Raw genomic sequence first — 23,884 nt, forward strand, 5'->3', positions numbered from 1 at the left:
TCCGGCACGCGGAGCGCACGCGATGACGCCGCCGATCCTGCAATTCGGCACGAGCCGCTTCCTGCTCGCGCACGTCGACCTATTCGTCTCGCAGGCGCTGGACGATGCCCACGCGATGGGCGGCATCGGTGTCGTGCAGACGACCGGCAATCCGGCCAGCCGCGCCCGCATCGACGCGCTGCGCGCCACCGGCCGCTATCCGGTGCGGATTCGCGGGCGCGAGCGCGGCGGCGTGGTCGACGAAGTCGTCGAGTGCCGCGCCGTGCATCGCGCGTGGGACGCCGAGCGCGACTGGGCGGAGATACGCGGCGCCGCGATCGAGACGGTGCGCGCCATCGTGTCGAACACCGGCGACGCAGGCTATCGTGCCGATCCGCGCGACACCGTGGACCTGCTGGCCCAACCCGGGCAAGCGCCGCACGGCTTTCCGGCGAAGCTGCTCGCGCTGCTGCATGCGCGCTGGCAGGTGCGGCCCGATGACGGCGTGTCCATCCTGCCTTGCGAACTGGTGACGAACAACGGCGACACGCTGCGCGACATCGTGCTGGGCCTCGCACGCCGGTGGCGGCTGCCCGGCGCGTTCGCCGACTATTTGGGCAACCGCTGCGTGTGGGTCAACTCGCTCGTCGACCGCATCGTGTCCGAGCCGCTTCATCCGGTCGGCGCGATCGCGGAGCCGTATGCGCTATGGGCGATCGAACGACGTGCGGGCATGGCGCTGCCGTGCCGGCATGCACAGATCGTCGTCACCGACGATTTGCGCAGCCACGAGCGGCTGAAGCTGTTCTTCCTCAATCTCGGGCACAGCTGGCTCGCGGAACAGTGGCTCGCGGCCGGGCGCGACGCATCGGAAACGGTGCTGAACGCGATGAACGATGCGCGGCTGCGCGACGGTCTCGAAGCCGTGTGGCGGGATGAAGTCGCGCCGGTGTTCGTCGCGCTCGGCCTGCGCGAAACGGCCGAACGCTACGTCGACAGCGTGCGCGAGCGCTTTCTGAATCCGTTTCTCGCGCATCGCATCGCCGATATCGCGGTCAACCATCGCGAGAAGGTGGCGCGGCGGATCGAGCCGCTGCTCGCGCTCGCCGATTCGCTGGCGCTGCCGGCCGACCAACCGCGCTTGCGGCAACTCGTCGCCCGCTATGAGCCGGCCGGCATCGCAACCACTGGGAGAAATACATCGTGAAGCAACCGGCAGTCGTGATCCTTCACGGCAACGACAACGTCGCCGTCGCACTCGACGTGCTGGCGCCGGACGTGCCGATCGACGTGCACGGCGCACCGTTGCGGCTGGCGGACGCGGTACCGGCCGGCCACAAGGTCGCCACCGCGCCGATCGCGCGCGGCAGCGCGATCGTCAAATGCGGGCAGCCGATCGGCGTCGCGCTGCGCGACATCGCCGCGGGCGAGCACGTGCACGTGCACAACGTCGGGATGCCCGAGCGGCATGCGCACGACGACGGGCTCGTCGGCGACGCGCACGACGTGGCGACGGATCGCCGCGATACCTTCGACGGATTCGTGCGGCCCGACGGCAGCGTGGGGACCCGCAACTACGTCGGCGTGATCGCGAGCGTCAATTGTTCGGCGAGCGTCTGTCATGCGATCGCCGATGCTTACCGGCACGGCGCGCTCGATGCGTTCGGTCACGTCGACGGCGTCGTCGCGATCACCCATCAGAGCGGCTGCGGAATGTCCGCGACCGGGGACGGCATCGAACTGCTGCGGCGCACGCTCGTCGGCTATGCACGGAACCCGAATTTTGCGGGCGTGCTGCTCGTCGGCCTTGGTTGCGAAGTCAACCAGGTCGGCGCGCTCGCGCAACGGCTCGACGCGGCCGCGCCCGGCACCGTGCGCACGCTGGTGATCCAGGACGAGGGCGGCGTGCGCGACACCGTGGCCAAAGGCGTGTCGATCGTGCGCGAACTGGTGGAGGCGGCCGACGGTGCGCGTCGCAGCGCCGTGCCGGCCTCGCGGCTGACGGTCGGCCTGCAATGCGGCGGCTCCGACGGCTACTCGGGCATCACCGCGAATCCGGCGCTCGGCGCGGCCGTCGACTTGCTGGTCCGCAACGGCGGCACCGCGATTCTGTCCGAGACGCCCGAGATCTACGGCGCCGAGCATCTGCTGATCGCGCGCGCGGCGTCGCGCGACGTGGCCGAGCGTCTGCTCGGCCGGTTGCAGTGGTGGGAGCGCTACGTCGCCGACGACGGCGGCGAAATGAACAACAACCCGTCGCCCGGCAACCTCGCCGGCGGCATCACGACGATTCTCGAGAAGTCGCTCGGCGCGGTGTCGAAGGGCGGCCGCTCGCCGCTGCGCGCGGTCTACGACTATGCGGAGCCGGTGCGGCAGGCCGGGCTCGTGTTCATGGATACGCCCGGTTACGACCCGGTGTCGGCCACCGGGCAGATCGCCGGCGGCGCGAATCTCGTGTGCTTCACGACGGGCCGCGGTTCGGTGTTCGGCTCGAAGCCGGTGCCGACGATCAAGATCGCGACGACGACCGGCCTGTTCGAGCGGATGCAATCGGATATGGATTTCGACAGCGGCGGGATCGTCGCCGGTTCGCTGACGGTCGATGAAGCGGGCGAACGGCTGTTCCGGCTGATGCTCGACGTCGCGTCCGGACGCAGATCCCGCAGCGAGGACAACGGCATTGGCGAACGCGAATTCGTGCCGTGGCTGCGCGGCGCGGTCATGTGATGCGCGACGCGACGTGCGACCGCGCGCAATCGGACAGCGAAGGAGAAGCCGCGATGGAAACCCGCATGCGCGAGCCGACGATCGGCGAAATCGATCAGGACGGCTCGCTATCGGAACTCGAGAAGGGCTTGCTCGGCGAGGCGCTGAGGTTGCTCGCCGAGACGCGCGCGCGTGCGCTGGAACTCAGTGTCGAGGTTAGCCGGCGGCAGGGCGGCGCCGCGCCGGACGTCCACGATTTCAACCTGCCGACGATCATCGAACTGCAACGGCGCTTCGGTACGCGGCTTTGCCCGTGAGCGGCGCCGTTGCAGGATCGAGCTTCGCTGCCGGTTACGCCGCCGACAGCGTGATCGACACGCCCGTCGCGGTGTAGACCGGCGTGGCCTTGAACCCGTCGACCGTCACCGTCGCGAACTTCGCGGCCGCCGCCGCGCCGTCGATCAGCGCGATCGTGTCGCCGGCCTTCGGTGCGTAGCCGTTCACGAATGTCACGTGCAGCGTGCCGCCCGTGACGGTGAGCGGCCCGCCCACGCGCAGACGCCCACCGCCGTTGCCGTCGATATCGAGTTCGAGCGTCGTGTTGTCGAGCTGCGTGTAGCGGGTCGCGATCGTCACCGGCGCGGCGGCCGCGATCCGCACGCTGCCGCCCGGGCCGACGTACACGTCGCCTTTGCCGAACGCCGTCGCCGACGCGGCCGCCAGCGTGCCGCCGCTCACCTGCGTGCCGCCCGTGTACGCGTTGTTGCCCGCCAGCGTCAGCGTGCCGCTGCCTTGCAGCGTCAGCTTGCCGGCGCCCGCGACGTCGTTGCGCCACAGGTCGGCAGCACTGAGCCCGCCTTGCGATGCGTCCATCGACACGATCACGTTGCCGTTGAACGCGCCGTAGCCGTCGGCCGCCGCGAACAGGTTCAGGCGGCCCCAGCCTTCCGCGTCGTCCATCACCGGATAGCCGGACGGCAGCTCGGTCGTCTTCAGCACGACGCGCCGCTGGTCGGCGCTCAGGTACGGAAAGCGCGTCTGCAGCAGGATCTCCGCGCCCTTCGGCACGACCGGCGGCGCGTTCGTCGATTCGATCGCGCCGAAGCCGAACGTCATGCGGCGCAGGAATGCGGTCTTGTTCGTCGTGTAGTCGGCGAACCGGTCGGTGGCCGTCGTGCCGGAGCGCGCGAATGCGGAGAAGGTCGTCGCGCTCGTGCCCGTCAGTTGTTGCAGCGTCTGATGGGCTTGCGTGTACGCGGCTTGTGCGTCGCCGGCGTATGCGGTCAGGTTCGCCGCGCTGACGGCCAGCGCGAGCATGCGTCCGCCGATCACGTCGAGCGGCGAATGCATGCCGGCGAGGATCCGGTTCTCGCCGAGTTCGAGGCCGCGGCTGACCATTTCCTGGAAGCGTTCCGGCACGAGCCACGCCATCGTCGTCGCATCGCGCATCGCCTCGGCCGTGTGGCCGCTGATGAAGCCGCCGTCGGTCGCGGGCGTCGTGCTCTCGGCCGGCACGAGCGTCGGCGCGACGACCACGCTGCTGCTCCAGCGGTACGGGCGCGCATATTTGAAGAAGCGCTTCGACGGTTCGGTCGACGCGTTGTTGCCCATTTCGTTGAGCAGGTCGACGACCTTCCCGAAGCTGGCGTTGCCGCCGCTGCTGCCGACACCGACGTTGTTGCCGGAATCGTTGTACAGCACGGTCGTCGCATCGGCGGGCACGCTGGTGATGCTGGTGGTCTGCTGGGCCGCGGTGCGCCATGCGGCGGTGAGCGGGCCCATGCCGTCGGTCACGCTGTAGCCCTTGCCGCGCCGGTCGTCGTAGTACGCGGCATCGGCCTGCTGCGGCGTGCGGGCGGTCGTCGCGTTGACCACGTACTGCACGTTGGCCGACAGCACCGCATCGTTCAGGATCGTACCGCACGGCACGCCGCTGTTCGGCAGCCCGGAGCAGGTCGACGGCGAGATGGCCGGGAACGCGCCGTTCGCCGGCGCGGTCACGCCCGCGTCGACCAGCATCGTCGCCGGTTGCCAAAGGTCGAGAAAACGGCTCAACACGCGCACCGCGGCGTTGGTCGACAGCGTCGCATAGCGCGCATCGCCGCGCTGGTTGGTCGCGACGTTGTCGACGAAAGCGGGCGCGCTCGGGATCGGCGCGCTGTCGACGAAGCCGGGGTCGGCGGGCGGCGCCGGAACGGCCGCGGCGATCGTGGCGGTCGACGCGACGTCGTCGCCGCCGCCGCACGCAGCCAGTACGATCGCACTCGACAATGCCGCGACGTGCAGCGGGAAACGGCTTCGTGACGCAAACATGCAAGACTCCATCCTGAGGGTAGAAGACGGAGGATTGTGGTCAGCGATCGTTACGCGGTCGTTACGGAATTGTTTCGCGTCGCATGCGGCGGGCGAAAATTCCCACTATCTGGTTAATTTCCGATGCTGAACATGACGGACGGCGGAATTCATGCGCCGTCCGTCATCGATAGAGGGCGCCGGCCTACGCGCCCACCGCGCGCGTGTCCAGCCGGAACAGCGAGACGGCCTCGGCAAGCCGGTTTCCCTGTTCCTCGAGCGACTTCGAGGCGGCGGCCGCCTGCTCGACGAGCGCCGCATTCTGCTGGGTGACCTCGTCCATTTGCGTGATGGCCAGATTGACCTGCTCGATGCCGCGGCTCTGCTCGCTCGACGCCGCGGCGATCTCGCCCATGATGTCGGTCACGCGCGAAATCGCGTGCGTGACCTCGCTCATCGTATCGCCCGCGTTGTTCGCGATATGCGAGCCGTCCTGGATTTTCCGGACCGATTGCGAGATCAGCTCGCGAATTTCCTTCGCGGCGCTCGACGAACGCTGCGCAAGACTTCTGACTTCGCTCGCCACCACCGCGAAGCCGCGGCCCTGTTCGCCGGCGCGGGCGGCCTCCACGGCCGCGTTGAGCGCGAGAATGTTGGTCTGGAACGCGATCCCTTCGATGATCGCGGTGATCTCGGCGATCTTGGCGGAACTCGCGCTGATGTCCGTCATCGTGTCGACCATCAGGCCGACGGCCGAGCTGCCGCGCTGCGCGACCTCCGATGCGTTGTTGGCGAGGCCGCTTGCCTGCTGCGCATTGTCGGCGTTCAGGCGCACGGTGGACGTCAATTGCTCCATGCTCGACGCGGTTTCCTGCAGCGACGCGGCCTGCTGTTCGGTGCGGGACGACAGGTCCTGGTTGCCGGACGCGATTTCGCCGGCGCCGGTCGCGACGTTGCCCGATGCGGTACGAACCTCCGAGATCAGGCGGATGAGGTTTGCCTGCATGTCGCGCATCGAAGCCAGCACGCTGCCGGCCGGCGCGGCGCCGGTCGCGGCTTCGGCGCCGAGATTGCCGGCGGCGATATGGCCGGCGATATCGCTGAGCACGGCAGGCTCCGTGCCCAGCGCGCGCAGCAGGCCGCGGGTGATGAAGAGGCCCGAGATCGCGGCCGCGGCGGCGGCGGCGATGCAGATCGCGATCAGCATCAGTCGTCGCGACGTATAACGGTCGTCCGATTCCTTCACCAGTTGGTCGGCCCGCGAGCGCGAGTACTTCGCATACGTGTCGGTGGCCGCGACAAGCTGCGCCAGCAGCGGTCGACACTGTTCATTGATCATCGTGATCGCCTGATCGCGCCGGTTGTTCGCCGCCGCGTCGACGATGGCGCGCGCCACGGGGCCGTACTGCGCCTCGATCGCCGCGATTTGCCGAACCAGTTCGCGAGACTTGTCGGACGCGCCGCTCCCCTCGCGGACCGCATTCGTCAGTTCGCCCATCAGCGCGCCGACTTCGCGGTCGGCCTGCAGCGCCGCTTCCTTCTCGATGTCCGCATCGCGCGGGCTGGCCGCGAGGACCTGGTTGCGGGCGGCGATCGCGCGCCGGTCGACGGCGGCGAGCACCTTGTCCGCCAGGGTCGCGCGGGCGTTGATGCCGTTGACATAATGGTCGAATGCCGCGTTCGCGTTGCCGAGCGAGACGATGCCGACGACGGAGACGAGCACGACCGTGCACGTAAGAAGTCCGAAAGCCATGATCAGCTTCGTGCGAACCGTTAATCGTCGATCATTCATAGGAGGAATCCAGTTGTGGGTATTAAATAGATTTCCTGATTAACGGAACGGAGAGTGAACAGTTTAGGACCGTCGCCCGAGGCAATCGTTTGCGGGTTGCCTGTCGTCAAAAAAATCCGGCAGCGCTCCGCATTCGTCACGCCGAACGGACGAACGGCTCCGTTTTCGCGTACCACAACCGGTTTCTGCCTCGGCGTACCCGTGCCGGTCGCCGTCCGTCCGGCATCGCTCAACTTCCCGCCGACGGTGCCGTTAAACGGATCAGGGTCGCCCTGTTCAGCGATCCAGTTCAATCACGCGGTAACGGAGACCGAAGTCATCATGCTGTCATCAATTCGCGCACGGATCCTGGCGACGTGTGTCGCCATCGTCGTGACGGCGCTGGCCGTCACCGGCGGGCTCGTCTATTACGTCGTCAAGACCCACAACGACGAGGCCATCGACCAGAATCACAAATCGATCCTCGCCGGCCACGCGCTGGCGATCGACGAATGGGTGGCCAGCCGGTCGCGCGAAACCCAGGCGCTCGCGGATACGATCGCGATCGGCGACGGAGACCCGGTGCCGGCGTTGAAGCTGCTCGGCAAGTCGGGCGGCTTCGAGGTGCTGACGCTCGGCCTGCCGGACAAGACCGCCTTCTCGAACGTGCCGCTCGCCCCCGGCTACGATCCGACCGCGCGGCCCTGGTACAAGCAGGCCGTCGGCGCGGGCCATCTGGTCGTGACGGCGCTCTACCGCGATGCGACGAGCGGCAAGCCGGCCGTCGCGTTCGCGGTGCCCGTGGTGCGCGACGGCGCGGTGAAGGGCGTGCTGGCCGCCAGCCTGTTCATGGAGAACGTGAGCTCGATCGTGACATCCGTTCACCCGACGCCGGCGAGCTTCGCGTTCCTGGTGGACAAGGGCGCGCGCGTGATCGCGTCGGCCAAGACCGACCTGATCATGAAGCCGGCCACCGGCCTGTCGCCGGAACTCGATGCCGATCACCTCGGCGCGCTGCAGACGGCGTCGGCGCCCGTCGCGGTCGACATCGACGGCGCCGCCAAGCTGATGCGCGCACAACCGATCGTCGGCACCGACTGGTCGCTGGTGCTCGCGCTCGACAAGGGCGACGTGACGGCCGGCATGCGCGCGGTCGCGACGACCACGCTGCTGGCGATCGTGATCGTCGCCATCATCGCGGCCGCGCTCGTCGGCGCGATGACGAACGCGGCCTTCAAGCGCATCCTGATGGTGCGCGACGCGCTCACGGACGTCTCGAGCGGCAGCGGCGACCTGACGAAGCGCCTGCCGGCCGACGGCGCGGACGAAGCCGCGCAGATCGCGCGCGCGTTCAACGCGTTCGCCGAGAAGATCAGTGCGATCCTGCTGCAGATCCGCGCGTTCAGCACGTCCGTCAACCTCGCGAGCGCCGAGATCGCGCAGGGCAACCAGGATCTGTCGGCCCGCACCGAACACGCGGCGTCGAGCCTGCAGGAAACGGCCGCGGCGTTGGAGGAGATCGCCGGCACGGCGCGCAACTCGGCCGATGCGGCGAGCCAGGTGAACCGTCTGGCGGAATCGGCGTCGGATGTCGCGCTGCGGGGCGGCACGGTCGTGCGCGAAGTCGTGTCGACGATGAACGACATCACGCAGGCGTCGGCAGAGATCGCCAACATCGTGGGCGTGATCGACGGCATCGCGTTCCAGACCAACATTCTCGCGCTGAACGCCGCCGTCGAGGCGGCGCGCGCGAACGAGCACGGCCGCGGCTTCGCGGTCGTCGCCGGCGAGGTGCGTGCGCTCGCGCAGCGCAGCGCGCAGGCCGCGCGGGAAATCAAGCAGTTGATCCACTCGTCGGTCGAGAAGATCGAGGGCGGCTCCGGGCTCGTCCAGACGGCCGGGGCGACGATGGACGAGATCGTCGACGGCGTGCGCAACATCACGAGCGTGATCGCCGAGATCAGCGTCGCCGCGAAGGAGCAGAGCACGGGGCTCGAGCAGGTGAATCAGGCGGTGTCGCAACTCGACGACACGACGCAGCAGAACGCGGCGCTCGTCGAGCAATCGGCGGCAGCCGCGACGTCGCTGCGCGAGCAGGCGGCCCGGCTCGCGCAGACGGTGGGCGAGTTCAAGCTGGCGGAGCGCGCGGTGGCGGTGTGAGGGTTTGATTGACGGGGCCAGCGGGCCCCTGTTTCATGCGGCGCGGCTAAGTCGGTCCGGCTGGCGTACCCGCCGACGACGGGCGGGATTTCGTTCGTATCCTGCGCCGGTCCGCTGGTGCGTCGCCCACGCCGTGGCTGACTGCGATCGATCGCAAGCGGGGAGGCGGTATCGCCTTCGTTCCGTTCAGGCAAGCAGCCCGCGTGCGGCCAGATTCGCATACAGCGCGCGCACGCCGAAGGTCCACGGCGCGATCTCCGTGCAAAGCCGCACGGTGTTGACGAGCGCGCCGAGCGCGGGCGTCGAGATCGTCACGCGGTCGCCGAGGTGATGCGTGAATCCGCCGCCGGGCGCGTCGCGATCCTGGATCGGCGAGAACATCGTGCCGAGGAACAGCATGAAGCCGTCCGGATACTGGTGATGCGCGCCGCAGGTCTGCGCGACGAGGGCGGCCGGGTCGCGGCTGATCTCGCGCATGTGGCTGATGCCGTCGAGGACGAAGCCGTCGTCCGCGCCTTCGACGCGCAGCGACACGCTGCATTCCCGCACGCCATCGAGCGTGAAGCCATCGTCGAACAGCCGCACGAACGGGCCGATCGCGCACGAGCCGTTGTTGTCCTTGCATTTGCCGAGCAGCAGCGCCGAGCGGCCTTCGACGTCGCGCAGGTTCACGTCGTTGCCGAGCGTCGCGCCGACCGGCCTGCCGTCGCTGGCGACCGCCAGCACGATCTCCGGCTCGGGGTTGTTCCACACCGATATGGGCAGCAGCCCCACGTCCGCGCCGAAGCCGACCGCGGACATCGGCTGCGCCTTGGAGAACACCTCGGCGTCCGGGCCGATGCCGACTTCCATGTATTGCGACCACGCGCCGCGGCGCTCGAGCTCCGCCTTCAGGCGCAGCGCGGCTTCCGAGCCCGGCACGATCTTCGACAGGTCGGTGCCGATGGTCGCGGCGATGGTGTCGCGTACTTCCCGCGCCTTGGCCGGATCGCCGCCGGCCTGTTCCTCGATCACGCGTTCGATCAGGCTGACCGCAAAGGTCACACCGCACGCCTTGATCGCCTGCACGTCACACGGCGCGAGCAGGTGCGTCGCGCCCGGCGTGCCGTCCAGCGCCGCCTGCAACAACGGCTCGACGCGGCCGAGCGATTCGCCGGGGGCCGTGCGCGCGACCGCGACGGCATCGGGACGGTCGAACAGGTCGGCAGTGGTTGGCGCGGTGCGCGTGATGTCGAACACTTCGCCGCCACGTACGGCGACGACGCTCGGGCCCGCGTGGGCGCCGTCGTGCCGCCAGACGCGGCCGATCAGCAGCGCGTGGGCAAGGTCGTGCGGCAGGCAGTCGGAAACGGAAGGAGTACGCATGGTCAGCTCGGCAAGAGTCGGGGGCGGCGGGGTCAGTGCGAATGGCGCGGGTTGCCGCGCTGCTCGATCACCTTCAGATACAGCGTGGCCGGTTCGAGGCAGCCGCCGGTGGACAGCTGTCCGACGAACCGGCGATAGAGTTCCTGCCACGGCGTTTGCGCCTGCGGCACGGTGAAGCTGGCGGTTTCGCGGCGGCGCGCGAGTTCGTCCTCGTCGACGAGCACGTCGACACTGCGGCGGTTCAGGTCCACGCGCACGCGGTCGTTCGTGCGCAGCAGCGCGAGACCGCCGCCGACCGCGGCTTCCGGCGACATGTTCAGGATCGACGGGCTGGCCGACGTGCCGCTCTGGCGTCCGTCGCCCATGCACGGCAGCGACGTCACGCCGCGCTTCACCAGCTCGGCCGGCGGCGCCATGTTCACGACTTCGGAGCTGCCCGGATAGCCGACCGTGCCGCAGCCGCGGATCACGAGGATGCAGCGCTCGTCGATGTTCAGCGCGGGATCGTTGATGCGCGCGTGGTAATCCTCGGGGCCGTCGAACACGATCGCGCGCGCCTCGAACGTATTCTCCGCGCCCGGCTCGGAAAGGTAAGTCTGGCGGAACGCGTCGCCCACCACCGACATCTTCATGATCGCGCTGTCGAAGAAGTTGCCCGACAGCACCATGAAGCCGGCGCCATGCTTGAGCGGCGCGTCGGGCGTGCGGATCACGTCGCGGTCGGCGTCCTGCGCGGTGTCGGCGATCTCGCCGATCGCGCGGCCCGATACGGTCAGGCAGTCGCGCCGCAGCAGGCCGGCCGCATCGAGCTGGCGCAGCACCGCGGGCACGCCGCCGGCGCGGTGGAAGCTCTCGCCGAGGTATTCGCCGGCCGGCATGCAGTTCACGAGCAGCGGCACGGCTTCACCCAGGCGCTGCCAGTCGTCCAGGCTCAGTTCGACGCCCATGTGGCGCGCAATCGCGATCAGGTGAGGCGGGCAATTCGTCGATGCACCCAGCGCGGAGGCCACGACGATCGCATTCTCGAACGCCGCGCGCGTCATGATTGTCGACGGGCGCAGGTCTTCGCGAACGAGCTCGACCGCGCGCTTGCCGGTCGCGTAAGCCATCTGGCCGCGCTCGCGATAGGCGGCGGGAATGCTCGCGCACCCGGGCAGCGACATGCCCAGCGCCTCGGCGAGGCTGTTCATCGACAGCGCGGTGCCCATGGTGTTGCAGTGGCCGATCGACGGCGACGACGCCGTGGTCAGCTGCATGAAGCCTTCGTAATCGATCTCGCCGGCCGCGAGCAGGTTGCGCGCATGCCAGATCACCGTGCCCGAGCCGACCCGCTTGCCGTCGTGCCAGCCGTCGAGCATCGGGCCGCCCGACAGCACGATCGCGGGCAGGTCGACGGTGGCCGCGGCCATCAGGCACGCGGGCGTGGTCTTGTCGCAGCCGGTCGTCAGCACCACGCCGTCCAGCGGAAAGCCGTGCAGCACTTCCACCAGCCCGAGGTAGGCGAGATTGCGGTCGAGCGCGGCGGTGGGCCGGCGGCTCTGCTCGGCCAGCGGATGCACGGGGAACTCCATCGGAATGCCGCCCGCGTCGCGGATACCGGCCTTGGTGCGTTCGGCCAACTCGATGTGGTGGCGGTTGCACGGCGCGAGGTCGCTGCCCGTCTGTGCGATGCCGATGACAGGACGGCCCGACTGCAGTTCCTCGCGCGTCAACCCGTAGTTCATGAAGCGCTCGACATAGAGCGCGGTCATGTCTGCGTGCGCGGGGTCGTCGAACCATTCCTGGCTGCGCAGACGGCGAGGGGTGTGTGACATGGCAGGCTGTCTCCTGAGGGGCCTTCTTCATTTTGCGTGCCGGATGGTACCGGTAACATCGATTGGATGTTAGCACGGCTTTTTTGCGTAGCGGAAGGGATTTCGTGCGCGCGTGGCGAAGGAATGGGGCAGGGGGCCGGTGCGAAGCCGCGCGCATCGCGTCTTGGGACGCGCGCGGCCGTCGGCTTGTCACGCGCTTTCCCGCGCGATGATCGTGTAGTCGATACGGATGCTTTTCGAGTCGGTCGGCTCGCCGCCGTCGCGCGCTTGCAGCGCCGCCAGCAACGCTTCGCCGGTGCGCAGCCCGATGCCGTACGCATCGACCGACACGGTGGTGATGGTCGGGTGGCAGCACTCGGCGACTTCGAAGTTCCCGAAGCCGGCCACGGCGATGTCGGCGGGCACGGTGAGGCCGCGCCGGTGGCATTCCATGATCGCGCCGAATGCCGACATGTCGCTCACGCACATCACCGCGTCGGTATCCGGCCAGCGCTCCAGCAGCGCGGCCATCGCGGGCCCGCCGTGGCTCATCGTGATCGGCGATTCGCCCAGCCGCACGACGCGCGGTTCGCCCAGGCCCAGCGCCTTGATCTCCGCCTGGTAGCCCTTGAGCCGGTCCAGGCCGCGGCGATCCAGTTCGCTCGCGCCGACCAGAAAGCCGATGCGCCGGTAACCGCGCTCGGCCAGGTGGCGCACCATCGCACGGGCGGCGCGCACGTTCGAGAAGCCGACGGCGGTGTCGATCGGGCGCGTGGGCAGGTCCCACATCTCGACCACCGGAATCGCCGAGCGCTCCAGCACCTTGCGCGTCGCTTCGGTGTGCTGCGACCCCGTCAGCGCGATGCAGCGCGGCTGGTGTCGCAGCATCGAGCGGACGAGCCGTTCTTCCCGTTCCAGGTCGTAATCGGTATCGCCGAGCAGCAATTGCAGACCATGCGGCTCGAGCGCATCGGTCAGGCCGCGCACGGTGTCCGAGAAGTTGGAGCTCGACAGCGACGGCACCAGCACCGCGACGAATTCCGAGCGTCCCGACGACAGCGCACCGGCGGCGGCATCCGCCACGTAGCCGAGCTGGTCGATGGCCTCGCAGACCCGTGCGCGCGTCTCGGCGGCCACGCTGTGGCCGGCGAGCACGCGCGACACCGTCATCTTCGATACGCCGGCGAGGCGCGCTACGTCGGACATGCGGGGCGGCCCGGCGGGCCGGACGGCGGTGGGACTGGGCATCGGAATCGCGATCGGGAGAAAGCCGGAAAGGCTACATCATACCGGTGCGGCATACCGCGCAGGCGGGTCGCGCCGTACCCGTCGCGGTAAGCTCCGTACTAGGGAAACCACGCGTTCGGCGGCACTTGTATGCGCGTATCGCAGCATGCTACCTTCAACGTTGTTACCGGTATCAGCGTGCCGATCGCTCCCGTCGCCTCGTCGGCTTTTTTTTGCCACCGGATGTTATCGGTAACATCGATGCGCGAAGCGCACGCGACGGTACGAAGAAGATCGATACAACCAGGAGACAGACCGATGCCATCCCTAACGCAGGCCGCTGCCGCACCGGCCGCGGCCGACTCGTCCGAAGACGCCCTTTACCGCAAGGTCATGCGGCGCATCCTGCCGTTGCTGCTGCTGTGCTACGTCGTGGCCTACCTGGACCGCGTCAACGTGGGCTTCGCGAAGCTGCAGATGCTCGACGACCTGAACCTGAGCGACGGCGTCTATGCGCTCGGCGCCAGCATCTTCTTCTGGGGCTATTTCCTGTTCGAGATGCCCAGCAACCTGCTGCTGCACCGCTACGGCGCACGCTTCTGGATCGCACGAATCATGATCACGTGGGGAATCGTGTCGTCGTCGATGGCGTTCATCGTGCCGCTCGCGCAGTTCTTCCACGTGCAGACGACCACGATGTTCTACACGCTGCGCTTCCTGCTGGGGCTGTGCGAAGCGGGTTTTTTCCCGGGCGTCATCCTGTACATGAACTACTGGTTCCCGGCGCGCCGCCAGAGCGTGGCGATGTCGGGCTTTTTGGTCGCGATCCCGCTGAGCCTGACGCTGGGCAGCGTGGTGTCCGGCTGGCTGATGGAGCAGACGCACGGCCTGTCGGGCATGAGCGGCTGGCAATGGATGCTGCTGCTCGAAGGGCTGCCGTCGATCGTGGTGGCGTTCATCGTGCTGGCCTGCCTCGGCGACGGCCCGCAGTCGGCGAAATGGCTGTCCGCCGACGAGAAAGCGGTGCTGTCGCGCAATCTCGAATCCGAGGCCGCGCACAAGTCGCACAGCATCGGCGCCGCGCTGCGCAGCCCGCGCGTCTGGCTGCTCACCTTCATCCTGCTGACGTTCAATACCGGCTTCTACGGGCTGGCCTTCTGGCTGCCGTCGATCATCCGCGCGTCGGGCGTGCACAGCCCGCTGCACATCGGCGTGCTGACGGCCATTCCGTACCTGACGGCGATCTTCGCGATGGTTTGGAACGCGTCGCACTCGCGCAAAACCGGCGAACGCCGCCTGCACGCGGCGATTCCCGCGCTGATCGGCGGCGTTTTCCTGATCCTGAGCGCGGCGTTCGCGCAGAACGTGGCGATGTCGATCGTATTCCTGACTATCGCCACCTGCGGCATCCTCGCACTGATGCCGATCTACTGGACCTTTCCGGGGCAGATCCTGTCCGGCACGGCCGCGGCCGCCGGCATCGCGCTGATCAACTCGGTGGGCAACCTGTCCGGCTTCACGGGCTCGATGATCACCGGCGTCGCCAAGCAAATGACCGGCAACATCAACAACGGCACCTATGCGCTCGGTGCTTGCCTGTTGGTCAGCTGCGTGCTGATCGCGTCGATTCCACGCGATATTTTGCGGCCGCCGGTGGGGCGGTAGGGCGTTCGTTCAACGTTACGTCCGCTGGGGGCCGCGATATCGCGTCGTCCCCGGCGCCGGATGCATCAGGTCATGTGGATTGATCTCGTGTGAGTTCGCTCGACGATCACACGCGGAATTCCGGATCTCTCCAACCAGCGACGCCCTGCTCGCTGCTCGCTTTTCTCGTGAGCGGCCGTCATGCGTCCTCCAGTGCGAAGCGCACCTTGTCCCCGAGCGTGCGCAACCGTTCAACCGGTTCGTTCGAGAACACGAAACGGACGTACTGCTCGCCGTGTGCGACACCCCATCCGGTCATGGCCGTCGCACATACGCCGCGGCGCAGCAACCGCTCCGACATCTGCGATCCGGTCAGGCCGAAGTCGGACACGCGCAGCAGCATCGACCAGCCGCCCGCCGGCATGCCGAACGGGAGCCCGGATAGTTCGGCGGCGACCGTGTCCCGCCGTCTCTCGAGTTCGCTCACATAGCCAGGCAGATCGGATGCGGAGTGTTCTAGCGCAACCGCCGCAGCCTCCTGGGCAATGCCGACCGGCACCACGACATTGGCGAGCGACACGGCCACAAGATCGGGAATCAACCATTCCGGCGCGACGATCCAGCCGACCCGCCAGCCGATCATGCGCAGTTCCTTCGACGCCGCACCGATCGTCACCGTACGCTCGGCCATGCCGGGCAGGCCGGCGGGATGGATGACCGTGCGTCCATCGAAGAGCAGCCGTTCCATCGCGCTGTCGAGGATCAGCAGCAGATCGTTCTGCACACAGAGGCTCGCGATCAGTTGCCAGTCGGACGCGTCGAAGAACCCGCCCGAAGGCATCGACGGAGACATCAGCAGCATGGCTCGCGTTTTCGGACCGATTGCGGCCCGCAGCGCGGCCTGGTCCAGCTTCCATTCGCCGCCCAGCGTGAAGGCGAACGGGACTTGCCGCGGCACGCCGCCCGCCAGGCGGACGCGGTTCAGCAGACCTGCGTACGTCGGATCGGTGACGATGACTTCATCGCCGGTCTCGACGGTAGCGAGCAACGTATTCAGAATGCCGGAGAGTCCGCCCGCCGACACCACCACCTGGTCGGCCGTGAAGCGCTGCCCGGAAAGCGCCGACACGTGGGCGGCCGCGCTCGCGCGTAGCCGATCCTGACCGACGAATGGCAGATAGGAGTTGGCCGAATCTCGCTGGATGGCCGCCCGGGTGAAGGCGAGCGCTTCCGCGGTAGGCGGGATGTCGGTATCGAGATTTTCGAGTCGCAAAAGGTCGACGTCGGCATGATCGGCGATCGAACCCATGCGATCGACACCGATACCGGCGATGTGCTGCAGACGGACAGGGCGGTGGTGGCGCATCGAGCCTCCGGGTTTGTTACAATTTAATAGATAATCTATGCATGGTGGTCGGGATGAATTTGGAAGTCAAGGAGGATCGCTCGCTGGCCGATCGGATCGCTGGCGCATTGGCGGACCGCATCATCTCGGGCGCCATCGCGCCGGGGGAATGGCTGCGTCAGGACCATATCGCGGCAGAGTTCGGTGCGAGTCATGTGCCGGTACGCGAGGCGTTCAGACGGCTGGAAGCGCAGGGATTGGCCGCGGTGGAGCCGCGACGAGGCGTGCGGGCGGCGCCGCTCGAGCCGGCGGACGTGCTTGAAATGGCGAAGATGCGTGCTGCTTTCGAGGCGCTGGCGCTGCGGGAGGCGATTCCCGTTCTCGATGCACATGCGCTGGAGGAGCTCGATGCGATCCTCGATCAGGAAGCGGTGGCGCGTGGCATAGCCGTGCTTGGCACGCTGAACCTGAGGTTTCATCGCGCATTGACAGTGCGGTGCGGGATGCCGCGGCTCGTCGCTGCGATTGGCGACATGCATCGGGCCAGTGCGCGGCATTTGTATGCGACGTGGCAGCAGCTCGACTGGCAGGATCGCTCGAATGATGAGCATCGGAACATCGTTCGGGCGATACGCGAGGGTGATGTGGACGCAGCGTGTGCGGCCTTGTCAGCGCATATTCTGGCTGCGGGGGATGCGCTGGCTCAGGCGTTGCGGAGGCGGTAGGAATGCGGGCCGAGCCGCAGTTATCAAGCGGTTCATAGGACCGGCTTTGGGAACGGCTGGTGTCTTCTAAACGCGTCGGGCGGCATCCGGCCATCGACAGTCGTAGGCAATCGCTCTCAAGCAGCCATTCGAACGTCGGCTGTACCTTGCCCAGGGACACACGCGTGCCAATCGTATCCGTCGCGGCACGCCACGCCCTGTACGCGAAGGCGCGAATGTGGGCGCGTCCGATCGTCTTGGAACACGCGCACCGGACACCGACCGATGCCGTGGCGCTTGACCCGGAATGCGACTCGGTCGCCGCTACCGATAAACAGCCCGTGGCTGCACCGGCGGGGCGACGACTAAATTGACGCGAGCAGACAAGCGGCAGCGTGTACCTTAGACTCCTGCCGCAATGACCATTGAGTGGCCGGAGGCTTCGTCAACGAGAGCATCCGGGAGATGCATCCGGTTCAGGGACGACATCGCCTTTGTCCATCTGATCAGCATCCGAGCGAGTCCCGAAAGGTTTGGGCAACCGCATGGAAGCGTTGCTGCGGCAAAGCCGCTCGGCCGTCGCGGTGAATCCTGTGAACGATAGAAGTATCTGCTATATGGCGACCAAGCTGTCATTCGAAGTTCTCGAAGTGTTGGATGCAATTGACCGGACCGGTACATTCGCCGAGGCGGCCGAGTTGTTGCATAGAGTTCCGTCGACGCTCACTTACCTTGTGCAAAAGCTGGAAAGTGACATGGATGTCGAGCTGTTCGACCGCAGCGGCAGACGGACGAGACTCACGGAAGCGGGTCGTGCTGTTGTGGAAGATGGGCGTCGACTTTTAGACGCGGCTCGACACCTGGAGGCCAAAGCAAAAGGTATTCGAGACAGTTGGGAATCGGAGCTTCGACTATGCGTCGATGCAATCTTGCCAATCCAGTCCTTATGGCCGTATGTCCATGCCTTCTACGACCTGGAGATGAATACCCAGCTAAGTCTTTCCACCGAGGTGCTTGGGGGCGTGTGGGATGCCCTGGTTACGCGGCGTGCCGATCTCGCGATAGGGGCGTTCGGCGAGCCGCCGCATGCCGCCAATATTGCGGCCCGGCCAATCGGAACCCTCCGGCACGTTTTTGTCGTGGCACCGGACCATCCACTCGCCCGCATGCCCGAGCCGTTGGAGAGCGAAACGATCGCAAGATATCGAGGTGTTGTCATCAGTGACACTTCCCGCGAACTGCAACCGCAATCTGTGGCCACCCGTGACGGACAGCCGCTGATCATCGTGCCGACGCTCGCAGCCAAACTGCAAGCACTGTGCGAAGGTATTGCTGTCGGGATGCTGCCCGATTTCGTAGCGAAAGAACCGATACACGAAGGCAGGCTGGTCGCGCGTCGCATTGTGGGTGTGCGCGAGTTCACGAATGGCTACCTCGCTTGGCGCGAGGACAAGGTAGGGAACGCTTTGAACTGGTGGATTGCGCAACTAGACAGCGCCGATCTGCTTGAACGGCTCCTGACGCCGCGTCAAGAGAGTAAAGGGCAGCCCGGGGCGCCCGCTTGCGCAGTCCGTTACCAAAGCGCGGAGTAACAGGCCATCAGTGCTACTGTCCGAGCACCTTCGCCGGTGCATGCAGTTGGACATTCGAAGGTCAGCTTGGCACCGAACCTTGCCGTTGAGTTGCCGAGGCACCCAATGGCTGCGACGGGTCGTTCAGCGTCGGTCGCGCGTTGCAGGGCAGCGGCCGGCCGCGTTCGGCCAACTACGGTCAGTCGACGGTGGTCCCAAGATCGTCGACAATGCGGCTGCGGAGGACGTGGAGAGCAGATATGAACAAGACTCGAGAATTCTTGCTACCGTTCGGAATCGACCTCAGGGTTGAAGGCGGAATCGCAAGTATCGAATCCGACTTGCCGGAAGCGCTCCCGAGATTCAGTGATCCCGTCGAAAACGGACGCATCGTAGGGGTTGTTGAAGGCGTCGAGCAATTGTTGCTTTCGCTTGCGCGTGTCGGTATCGATTTATCCAATCCGCAGTTCGCACAGGCAATCAACGATTGCGTAGCCAACCTTCAATCAAGCTGATCGGCGAATTTCCATGTACGGCCACAAGCGGTCGGTCGACTTCAACGTCCAGATCGTTGACTATTGCGTATGGGTCTTTGGCCACTCTCAGTCACGAAACCGTATGAGGTGCCTAGTCATACATGAACTACCCTCCACTTGAACTTGGTGCTGTTTTCCAAACGGACTGGACAGAGCATCCTATTCGCGTGATCGCGTTTGATGCAGATGTGGTCATGTATGACGCTTGGTGGCCACACAAGCAAGCCTGGGGCATGGAGAACCTGTCCGGCACCTTTAGCTACTACCGCGTGCGACGCACCTTGTTTTTGTCACGAGCGCACTATCTGCGAACCGATGAATACACTGAGCTCGAGGCTAGCATTCACAGGCCAGATCTTCCCTTGGCCTACGCGCAGTTCGAATCGTTGAACTGGTATGACCAAAGGCCCGAATCTCTATCGCAACTGGCTCAACAGATCGCCCAAGCACGAGGCCATCAAAACCCGAGCGATGATGCTTCGCTTCTAAAAACATCAGCCATCTACCTCGCGCCTTTCGGTCCAAAGGGCAGCCAGAAGCCGCCGACGGTATGCTATGCGCAGGACGGCTATGCGTTCAACGAATCAGAAGTTCTATGGAACGCGTGGCAATTCCAGGCCCCGCACCTAGGTGATCGCCATCTCACGAGCGGCATCGGCATCTATCGTTTGGGGGTTCGGCGGCGCACCCCGACTTTCTATATCTGGGGTTCTTTGAGCCAGCTGAATGGAGGAACGAGCAGCTCGTAAGAAAGGGGAGCCACGATTGCTCCTGTCGCTGCTCTGCGTCCCGCGAACGGCTGCTTCCGGGATAGCCCGACGGCTGCTCCGGGTCGTTCAGCGCCATTCGCGACCGCGTGCAGGTCTTCATTCCGACCGACGGCTCACGACACCCTGCGCCGCATCCCCCGCACCTGCAGCCAAATGGCGGATATCAGGAAATAAAGCGCCCCCACTCCCGCATAGCCCGCGATCTTGACGATCGCCGGCGGCATCGGCGCGTGGCTTTGCAAAATGAAGAACAACCCGGCCAGTGCCGATTGCGCGCCGCTCAGCACCATCACCCACTGCGCACCGGCATGCTTCCACCGCCGCACGGCAGTGCCGAGCTGCAGCGCGCCAGACAGAATCGCCCAGACGCCGAACACCGTGAGCACCGCCGGCAGGCCCGCACTCAACGCCGGAAATACCGCCAGTGTCGTGACGGCGCTGATCGCGACGTTGACCGCCTGCGTGCGGTTTGCCGCCATCCCGCCGCTGCGGGCGAGGTCGACGAAATTGGCGAGCGCGTCCCACGCCGGATAAACGACCAGCAGGACCGCCGCGCCGGCCGCGCTCTGCCGGCCGACGGAAAACGCCAGCGCGACCCAGATCAGCGAGAATATCGCCCGGGAAAGGTAGTACCGTTTCAGCCAGTGTTCGTCGGCAGGGGCGTGGAATTCGGGGTAGCGATCAGTCATTTGCACTCCTTGTTACATTGAATCGTCGTTCCGGCCCGCATGCACGATTCCCACCACGCGAATGCGGCCTCGACCGGATCTCCAGTGCGCCGAGTATCGCAATCGTCCGCGCCTGCCGCCATCGGTCAGATATCCGATGGCGAAGTTCACCGGCTGCTCGCACCGATACCAGTGAACATCGCACCGGATTGGCCCCGGCGCGCCGCCAACGCGCATGCCCCTGCACGCCGCGACGCCGTCGCGTATGATCGTTTTCCCATCCTCGCGAATGTCTCCGCCCACCCGATGCCCGACGCCGAAGCCCGTCACGCCCCGCTGCGCATAGTCGACGCCGTCCGCGCGCTGGCCTTCATCGGCGATCTCAGCATGGGCCAGCCGACGGACCATTCGCCACGCACCAGTTGGTTGGCGGCGCAGCTCGCGCACGCGGCACGATTCGATGCATCGGTCTGCGACACGGCCCGCGAGGTGGCGCTGTTGCGCTGGTCGGGCTGCACGGCGAACGCGGCGGGCTTCGCGCAGATATTCGGCGACGACGTCGCGATTCGCGCCGCAATGCTTGCGAGCCAGCCCGGCATGGCCGAAGCGATCGGCGGCGCGGGTGCCGCGCTGATCCCGCTCGCGCAAATCCATTGCGAAGTCTCGGGCGAAGTTGCGCGAATACTCGGCCTGTCCCGCGCGACGGAAACCGCGCTGCGGCACATTTTCGAAACCTGGGACGGCAACGGGCTGCCTGCGCGGCTCGTGCGCGAACAGGTGCCGCCCGCCGTGTCGATCGTCGCGCTGGCAGGCGATCTCGACGTGTTCAGCCGCACGTACGGCATCGAACGGGCCCTCGAATTGATCGGCCAACGCGCGGGGTCGCGCTATCCGGCCGTGCTCGTCGAGACGGCTGCGCGCGACGCACCGCGCTGGCTGGCGGCGCTCGAACACATGGCGCCCGCCGACCTGGACGCCGCACTGGCCACGCCGGACATGTGGGGCGCGACGTCCGCCGAATTGATTGCGGACGTCATCGATCTGAAATTGCCGTGGATGACGGGTTTTTCGCGTTCGGTCGCCGCGACGGCCGCCGCGTGTTACGGCCGTCTGTCGCCGGACGAGGCCGCGCGCGAACGCGTGTACCGCGCCGGACTGATTCACGGCATCGGCAGGGCCGCGGTGCCGAACGACGTGTGGAATCTGCCGACGCGGCTGCCTGCGAGCGCGTGGGAAAAGGTGCGACTCGTGCCGTACTGGACCGAGCGCGCCGGCAGGCAGACCGGCGCGCTCGGCGAAGCCGCCGTGCTTGCGTCGTATGCGTACGAGCGGCAGGACGGCTCGGGCTATTTCCGCGGCGTGCGCGATACGGCGCTGACGCTGGAAGCGCGTGTGCTGGCGGCGTCGCTGGCGTGGGTCGCGTTGCGCTCGGCGCGTCCGTGGCGAACGGCCCTGAGCGATGCGGCCGCCGCCGGCCAGTTGCAGGAAGAAGTGGCCGGCGGCCGGCTGTGCGGCGAAGTGGTGGCGGCGCTCGTGACGGGCGGGCCGCCCGTGGTCCGGCGCATCGCGACGGGCGCGTCGGCCGCTGGCCCGCGCCTGTCCGCGCGGGAAATCGACGTGCTGCGGGCGATTTCCCGCGGTGCGAGCAACAAGCAGGTCGCGCAGGCGCTCGCGATGAGTCCGAGCACGGTGCGCACCCATGTCGAGAAGGCGTTCCGCAAGCTCGAATGTTCGACACGCGCCGCGGCGACCCTCAAGGCATCGGCGCTCGGGCTGCTCTGATGCGCTCCGCGACGCGGATTCGCTTTCGTGTGTACGCCGACGCTCACGGCCGTTCGCGTTCCGGGCCGAAGCCCGGACGGACGGCAGCACGCATCGACGTGCGCGCGGCGGGCGCGCGTGCAAGCGAGATGCCCAGCGCGGCGCCGACAGCGAGGAACACCGAGATCGACAGGAGTGCGACGATGAACGCGTGCGCGATGGCCGCCGGATCCTGGCGCGTACCGAGCGTCGTATAGAAAATGCCGCCGATGATCGCGACGCTCAGCGACGTGCTGACCTGCAGCGTCGAGCTGGCGATGCCGGCGATCATGCCCGACAGCGCCGGTGCGACGCGCCCCGTCACCATGCGCATCAGCGTCGGCAGCGCGAGCCCTTGTCCGAAACCGATGACGAAGAGCACGACCGCGAGCGGCACGGCAGCGAGCGGCATCCCGAGCGGCGTGGCGTCGATCAACCACGCGAGGCCGACGAGCCCGACGATCTCGAGGCTCATCCCGAACGGATTGACGTAAGCGCCGATGACACGCGAGCAGAAGGGCGTCGACAACGGGCCGAGCAGGAACCCGACGCCGAACGGCAAGAACACGAGGCCCGCGCTCAGCGCGTCGACGTGCAACGCATTCTGCAGATACACCGAGAACAGCAGGAAGAACGCGCCGATCGAGTACAGCAACAGCGCGATCAGCAACGCGCGGCCCAGCCCCGGTGCGCGCAGCGCGGCCGGATCGAGCAGCGGGGCGCCGCCGCGGCGGCCGAGCCGGCGCTCGTAGCGCCAGAAGAAGCCGGCGAGGGCCGGCACCGCGAGCAGCGACGCCCAGGCCCAGACGGGCCAGCCTGCTTCGCGCCCCTCGATCAGCGGCACGATCAGCGCGCCCAGCGTCAGCATCGACAGCGCGGTGCCGCCGAGGTCGAGCTTGCGCGCATGCTGTGCACGCGTTTCGTTCAACAGCGGAATCCCGAACAGGACGACCAGAATCGCGAGCGGCAGGTTGACGAGGAAGATCGTGCGCCAACCCAGATTCAACAGGTTCAGCGAGATCAGGATCCCGCCCAGCGCCTGCCCGACCACGGCGGCGAGGCCGAATACCGCGCCGTACAAGCTGAGCGCGAGCGGCTTTTCCGCTTCGGGAAAGATTGCCTGGATCGAAGCGAGCGCCTGCGGCGCCATGATCGCGGCCGTCACGCCCTGCAACGCGCGGCCGACGATGAGCGTCCACGGCGAACTCGCGAGACCGCACAGCGTCGAGGCGATCGCAAAGCCGATCAACCCGAGGAAAAACACGCGGCCGCGGCCGAACAGGTCGCCCAATCGCCCGCCGGTGATCAGCGTCACCGCGTACAGGCCCGCATACGATGAAATGACGAGTTGCTCGGCGGATGACGACGCGCCCAGTTCCGCGCGGATCGACGGCAGCGCGACATTGACGATGAAGAAATCCAGCGGCGGCAGAAACGCGCCGACGAGCAGGACCGCAAACATCGCCCAGCGGCGCGGGTCGGGTGAGACGGGGTCATTTCGTGACATGGACGGCTCTCCATACGGAACCATTCGGTTCCAAATTGGGTAAAAA

The 23,884-nt window shown here is 66.9% G+C and carries 20 protein-coding genes; 10 read left to right on the forward strand and 10 right to left on the reverse strand.

Going from position 1 to position 23,884, the window contains the following annotated elements; translation table 11 throughout:
- The first annotated feature begins 22 nt into the window (after positions 1–22).
- The 3 genes from KR541_RS32790 to KR541_RS32800 all read left to right on the forward strand — a co-directional run bounded on the left by KR541_RS32790 (position 23) and on the right by KR541_RS32800 (position 3,002).
- Positions 23–1,186 (forward strand): mannitol dehydrogenase family protein, encoded by a 1,164-nt coding sequence (locus KR541_RS32790; RefSeq protein WP_216090095.1) that lies wholly within the window; start codon positions 23–25, stop codon positions 1,184–1,186.
- Entirely contained in the window at positions 1,183–2,706 is a 1,524-nt protein-coding gene (locus KR541_RS32795; RefSeq protein ID WP_216090096.1) for a UxaA family hydrolase, read from the forward strand. The genes KR541_RS32790 and KR541_RS32795 overlap by 4 nt, the downstream gene beginning before the upstream one ends.
- Before the next feature lie 65 nt (positions 2,707–2,771).
- The gene (locus KR541_RS32800) at positions 2,772–3,002 is read left to right on the forward strand and encodes a hypothetical protein (protein ID WP_235356277.1); all 231 of its coding nucleotides are present in this window, start codon (positions 2,772–2,774) and stop codon (positions 3,000–3,002) included.
- Between the two features lie 34 nt (positions 3,003–3,036).
- On the opposite strand, the gene KR541_RS32805 is transcribed toward KR541_RS32800, so the two are convergent.
- The 3 genes from KR541_RS32805 to KR541_RS32815 all read right to left on the reverse strand — a co-directional run bounded on the left by KR541_RS32805 (position 3,037) and on the right by KR541_RS32815 (position 7,062).
- A complete protein-coding gene (locus tag KR541_RS32805) occupies positions 3,037–4,998 on the reverse strand; it encodes a phosphatase PAP2 family protein (protein WP_089490423.1) in 1,962 nt (653 codons plus the stop codon).
- Positions 4,999–5,182: 184 nt separating this feature from the next.
- The gene (locus KR541_RS32810; protein WP_216090097.1) at positions 5,183–6,769 is read right to left on the reverse strand and encodes a methyl-accepting chemotaxis protein; all 1,587 of its coding nucleotides are present in this window, start codon (positions 6,767–6,769) and stop codon (positions 5,183–5,185) included.
- Entirely contained in the window at positions 6,766–7,062 is a 297-nt protein-coding gene (locus KR541_RS32815) for a hypothetical protein (RefSeq protein WP_124592751.1), read from the reverse strand. Before KR541_RS32815 ends, KR541_RS32810 begins: the two co-directional genes overlap by 4 nt.
- Before the next feature lie 28 nt (positions 7,063–7,090).
- On the opposite strand from KR541_RS32815, the gene KR541_RS32820 reads away from it, so the two are divergent.
- Positions 7,091–8,908, forward strand: a complete 1,818-nt coding sequence (locus tag KR541_RS32820) for a methyl-accepting chemotaxis protein (protein WP_050016818.1) — start codon at positions 7,091–7,093, stop codon at positions 8,906–8,908.
- 186 nt (positions 8,909–9,094) lie between these two features.
- Here KR541_RS32820 and KR541_RS32825 read toward each other — a convergent pair whose 3' ends face one another.
- From KR541_RS32825 to KR541_RS32835, 3 genes are all read right to left on the reverse strand, one after another.
- Positions 9,095–10,273 carry a fumarylacetoacetate hydrolase family protein gene (locus KR541_RS32825; RefSeq protein ID WP_050016820.1) on the reverse strand — a complete coding sequence of 393 codons (1,179 nt, stop codon included), beginning with the start codon at positions 10,271–10,273 and terminating at the stop codon, positions 9,095–9,097.
- 32 nt (positions 10,274–10,305) lie between these two features.
- Positions 10,306–12,087 (reverse strand): IlvD/Edd family dehydratase, encoded by a 1,782-nt coding sequence (locus KR541_RS32830; RefSeq protein ID WP_204384514.1) that lies wholly within the window; start codon positions 12,085–12,087, stop codon positions 10,306–10,308.
- A gap of 189 nt (positions 12,088–12,276) precedes the next feature.
- Positions 12,277–13,314, reverse strand: coding sequence for a LacI family DNA-binding transcriptional regulator (locus KR541_RS32835; RefSeq protein ID WP_080334360.1), 1,038 nt, complete (start codon positions 13,312–13,314; stop codon positions 12,277–12,279).
- Between the two features lie 297 nt (positions 13,315–13,611).
- On the opposite strand from KR541_RS32835, the gene KR541_RS32840 reads away from it, so the two are divergent.
- Positions 13,612–14,958 carry an MFS transporter gene (locus tag KR541_RS32840; protein ID WP_089490421.1) on the forward strand — a complete coding sequence of 449 codons (1,347 nt, stop codon included), beginning with the start codon at positions 13,612–13,614 and terminating at the stop codon, positions 14,956–14,958.
- 178 nt (positions 14,959–15,136) lie between these two features.
- Here KR541_RS32840 and KR541_RS32845 read toward each other — a convergent pair whose 3' ends face one another.
- Positions 15,137–16,303 (reverse strand): pyridoxal phosphate-dependent aminotransferase, encoded by a 1,167-nt coding sequence (locus KR541_RS32845; RefSeq protein WP_216090098.1) that lies wholly within the window; start codon positions 16,301–16,303, stop codon positions 15,137–15,139.
- 53 nt (positions 16,304–16,356) lie between these two features.
- Between KR541_RS32845 and KR541_RS32850 the strand changes: the two genes are divergently transcribed.
- The 4 genes from KR541_RS32850 to KR541_RS32865 all read left to right on the forward strand — a co-directional run bounded on the left by KR541_RS32850 (position 16,357) and on the right by KR541_RS32865 (position 19,842).
- Positions 16,357–17,007: a GntR family transcriptional regulator gene (locus tag KR541_RS32850; protein WP_252996706.1), complete on the forward strand. Its 651-nt coding sequence runs from the start codon at positions 16,357–16,359 to the stop codon at positions 17,005–17,007.
- A 596-nt stretch (positions 17,008–17,603) separates the two neighbouring features.
- On the forward strand, positions 17,604–18,578 hold the full coding sequence (locus KR541_RS32855) for a LysR family transcriptional regulator (protein ID WP_089490418.1): 975 nt from the start codon (positions 17,604–17,606) through the stop codon (positions 18,576–18,578).
- Positions 18,579–18,817: 239 nt separating this feature from the next.
- Positions 18,818–19,072 (forward strand): hypothetical protein, encoded by a 255-nt coding sequence (locus tag KR541_RS32860; RefSeq protein WP_150123356.1) that lies wholly within the window; start codon positions 18,818–18,820, stop codon positions 19,070–19,072.
- Between the two features lie 122 nt (positions 19,073–19,194).
- Positions 19,195–19,842, forward strand: coding sequence for a hypothetical protein (locus tag KR541_RS32865; protein ID WP_150123357.1), 648 nt, complete (start codon positions 19,195–19,197; stop codon positions 19,840–19,842).
- Between the two features lie 134 nt (positions 19,843–19,976).
- Here the strand turns inward: KR541_RS32865 and KR541_RS32870 are convergent, their stop codons facing one another.
- Both KR541_RS32870 and KR541_RS32875 read right to left on the reverse strand, forming a co-directional pair.
- On the reverse strand, positions 19,977–20,552 hold the full coding sequence (locus KR541_RS32870) for a DUF308 domain-containing protein (RefSeq protein WP_050016839.1): 576 nt from the start codon (positions 20,550–20,552) through the stop codon (positions 19,977–19,979).
- Between the two features lie 12 nt (positions 20,553–20,564).
- Positions 20,565–20,939: a hypothetical protein gene (locus KR541_RS32875; protein WP_162484457.1), complete on the reverse strand. Its 375-nt coding sequence runs from the start codon at positions 20,937–20,939 to the stop codon at positions 20,565–20,567.
- Here KR541_RS32875 and KR541_RS32880 point away from each other — a divergent pair.
- A complete protein-coding gene (locus KR541_RS32880) occupies positions 20,838–22,313 on the forward strand; it encodes an HD domain-containing phosphohydrolase (protein ID WP_050016960.1) in 1,476 nt (491 codons plus the stop codon). The genes KR541_RS32875 and KR541_RS32880 overlap by 102 nt on opposite strands.
- Positions 22,314–22,356: 43 nt before the next feature.
- Here the strand turns inward: KR541_RS32880 and KR541_RS32885 are convergent, their stop codons facing one another.
- Positions 22,357–23,838: an MFS transporter gene (locus tag KR541_RS32885; RefSeq protein WP_050016840.1), complete on the reverse strand. Its 1,482-nt coding sequence runs from the start codon at positions 23,836–23,838 to the stop codon at positions 22,357–22,359.
- Positions 23,839–23,884: the final 46 nt, after the last annotated feature.

Origin of the sequence: Burkholderia sola, from assembly GCF_905400185.1 — a bacterium.
Classification (GTDB): Bacteria; Pseudomonadota; Gammaproteobacteria; order Burkholderiales; family Burkholderiaceae; genus Burkholderia; species Burkholderia sola.

Excerpts from the sequence above, each read along its gene's own strand:
- KR541_RS32875 (WP_162484457.1), bottom strand. The coding sequence starts at position 20,939 with ATGGTCCGTCGGCTGGCCCATGCTGAGATCGCCGATGAAGGCCAGCGC.
- KR541_RS32860 (WP_150123356.1), top strand. The coding sequence starts at position 18,818 with ATGAACAAGACTCGAGAATTCTTGCTACCGTTCGGAATCGACCTCAGG.
- KR541_RS32790 (WP_216090095.1), top strand. The coding sequence starts at position 23 with ATGACGCCGCCGATCCTGCAATTCGGCACGAGCCGCTTCCTGCTCGCG.
- KR541_RS32830 (WP_204384514.1), bottom strand. The coding sequence starts at position 12,087 with ATGTCACACACCCCTCGCCGTCTGCGCAGCCAGGAATGGTTCGACGAC.
- KR541_RS32885 (WP_050016840.1), bottom strand. The coding sequence starts at position 23,838 with ATGTCACGAAATGACCCCGTCTCACCCGACCCGCGCCGCTGGGCGATG.
- KR541_RS32800 (WP_235356277.1), top strand. The coding sequence starts at position 2,772 with ATGCGCGAGCCGACGATCGGCGAAATCGATCAGGACGGCTCGCTATCG.
- KR541_RS32825 (WP_050016820.1), bottom strand. The coding sequence starts at position 10,273 with ATGCGTACTCCTTCCGTTTCCGACTGCCTGCCGCACGACCTTGCCCAC.
- KR541_RS32870 (WP_050016839.1), bottom strand. The coding sequence starts at position 20,552 with ATGACTGATCGCTACCCCGAATTCCACGCCCCTGCCGACGAACACTGG.
- KR541_RS32810 (WP_216090097.1), bottom strand. The coding sequence starts at position 6,769 with ATGAATGATCGACGATTAACGGTTCGCACGAAGCTGATCATGGCTTTC.
- KR541_RS32865 (WP_150123357.1), top strand. The coding sequence starts at position 19,195 with ATGAACTACCCTCCACTTGAACTTGGTGCTGTTTTCCAAACGGACTGG.
- KR541_RS32820 (WP_050016818.1), top strand. The coding sequence starts at position 7,091 with ATGCTGTCATCAATTCGCGCACGGATCCTGGCGACGTGTGTCGCCATC.
- KR541_RS32850 (WP_252996706.1), top strand. The coding sequence starts at position 16,357 with ATGAATTTGGAAGTCAAGGAGGATCGCTCGCTGGCCGATCGGATCGCT.
- KR541_RS32855 (WP_089490418.1), top strand. The coding sequence starts at position 17,604 with ATGGCGACCAAGCTGTCATTCGAAGTTCTCGAAGTGTTGGATGCAATT.
- KR541_RS32835 (WP_080334360.1), bottom strand. The coding sequence starts at position 13,314 with ATGCCCAGTCCCACCGCCGTCCGGCCCGCCGGGCCGCCCCGCATGTCC.
- KR541_RS32840 (WP_089490421.1), top strand. The coding sequence starts at position 13,612 with ATGCCATCCCTAACGCAGGCCGCTGCCGCACCGGCCGCGGCCGACTCG.
- KR541_RS32805 (WP_089490423.1), bottom strand. The coding sequence starts at position 4,998 with ATGTTTGCGTCACGAAGCCGTTTCCCGCTGCACGTCGCGGCATTGTCG.
- KR541_RS32880 (WP_050016960.1), top strand. The coding sequence starts at position 20,838 with ATGCCCGACGCCGAAGCCCGTCACGCCCCGCTGCGCATAGTCGACGCC.
- KR541_RS32845 (WP_216090098.1), bottom strand. The coding sequence starts at position 16,303 with ATGCGCCACCACCGCCCTGTCCGTCTGCAGCACATCGCCGGTATCGGT.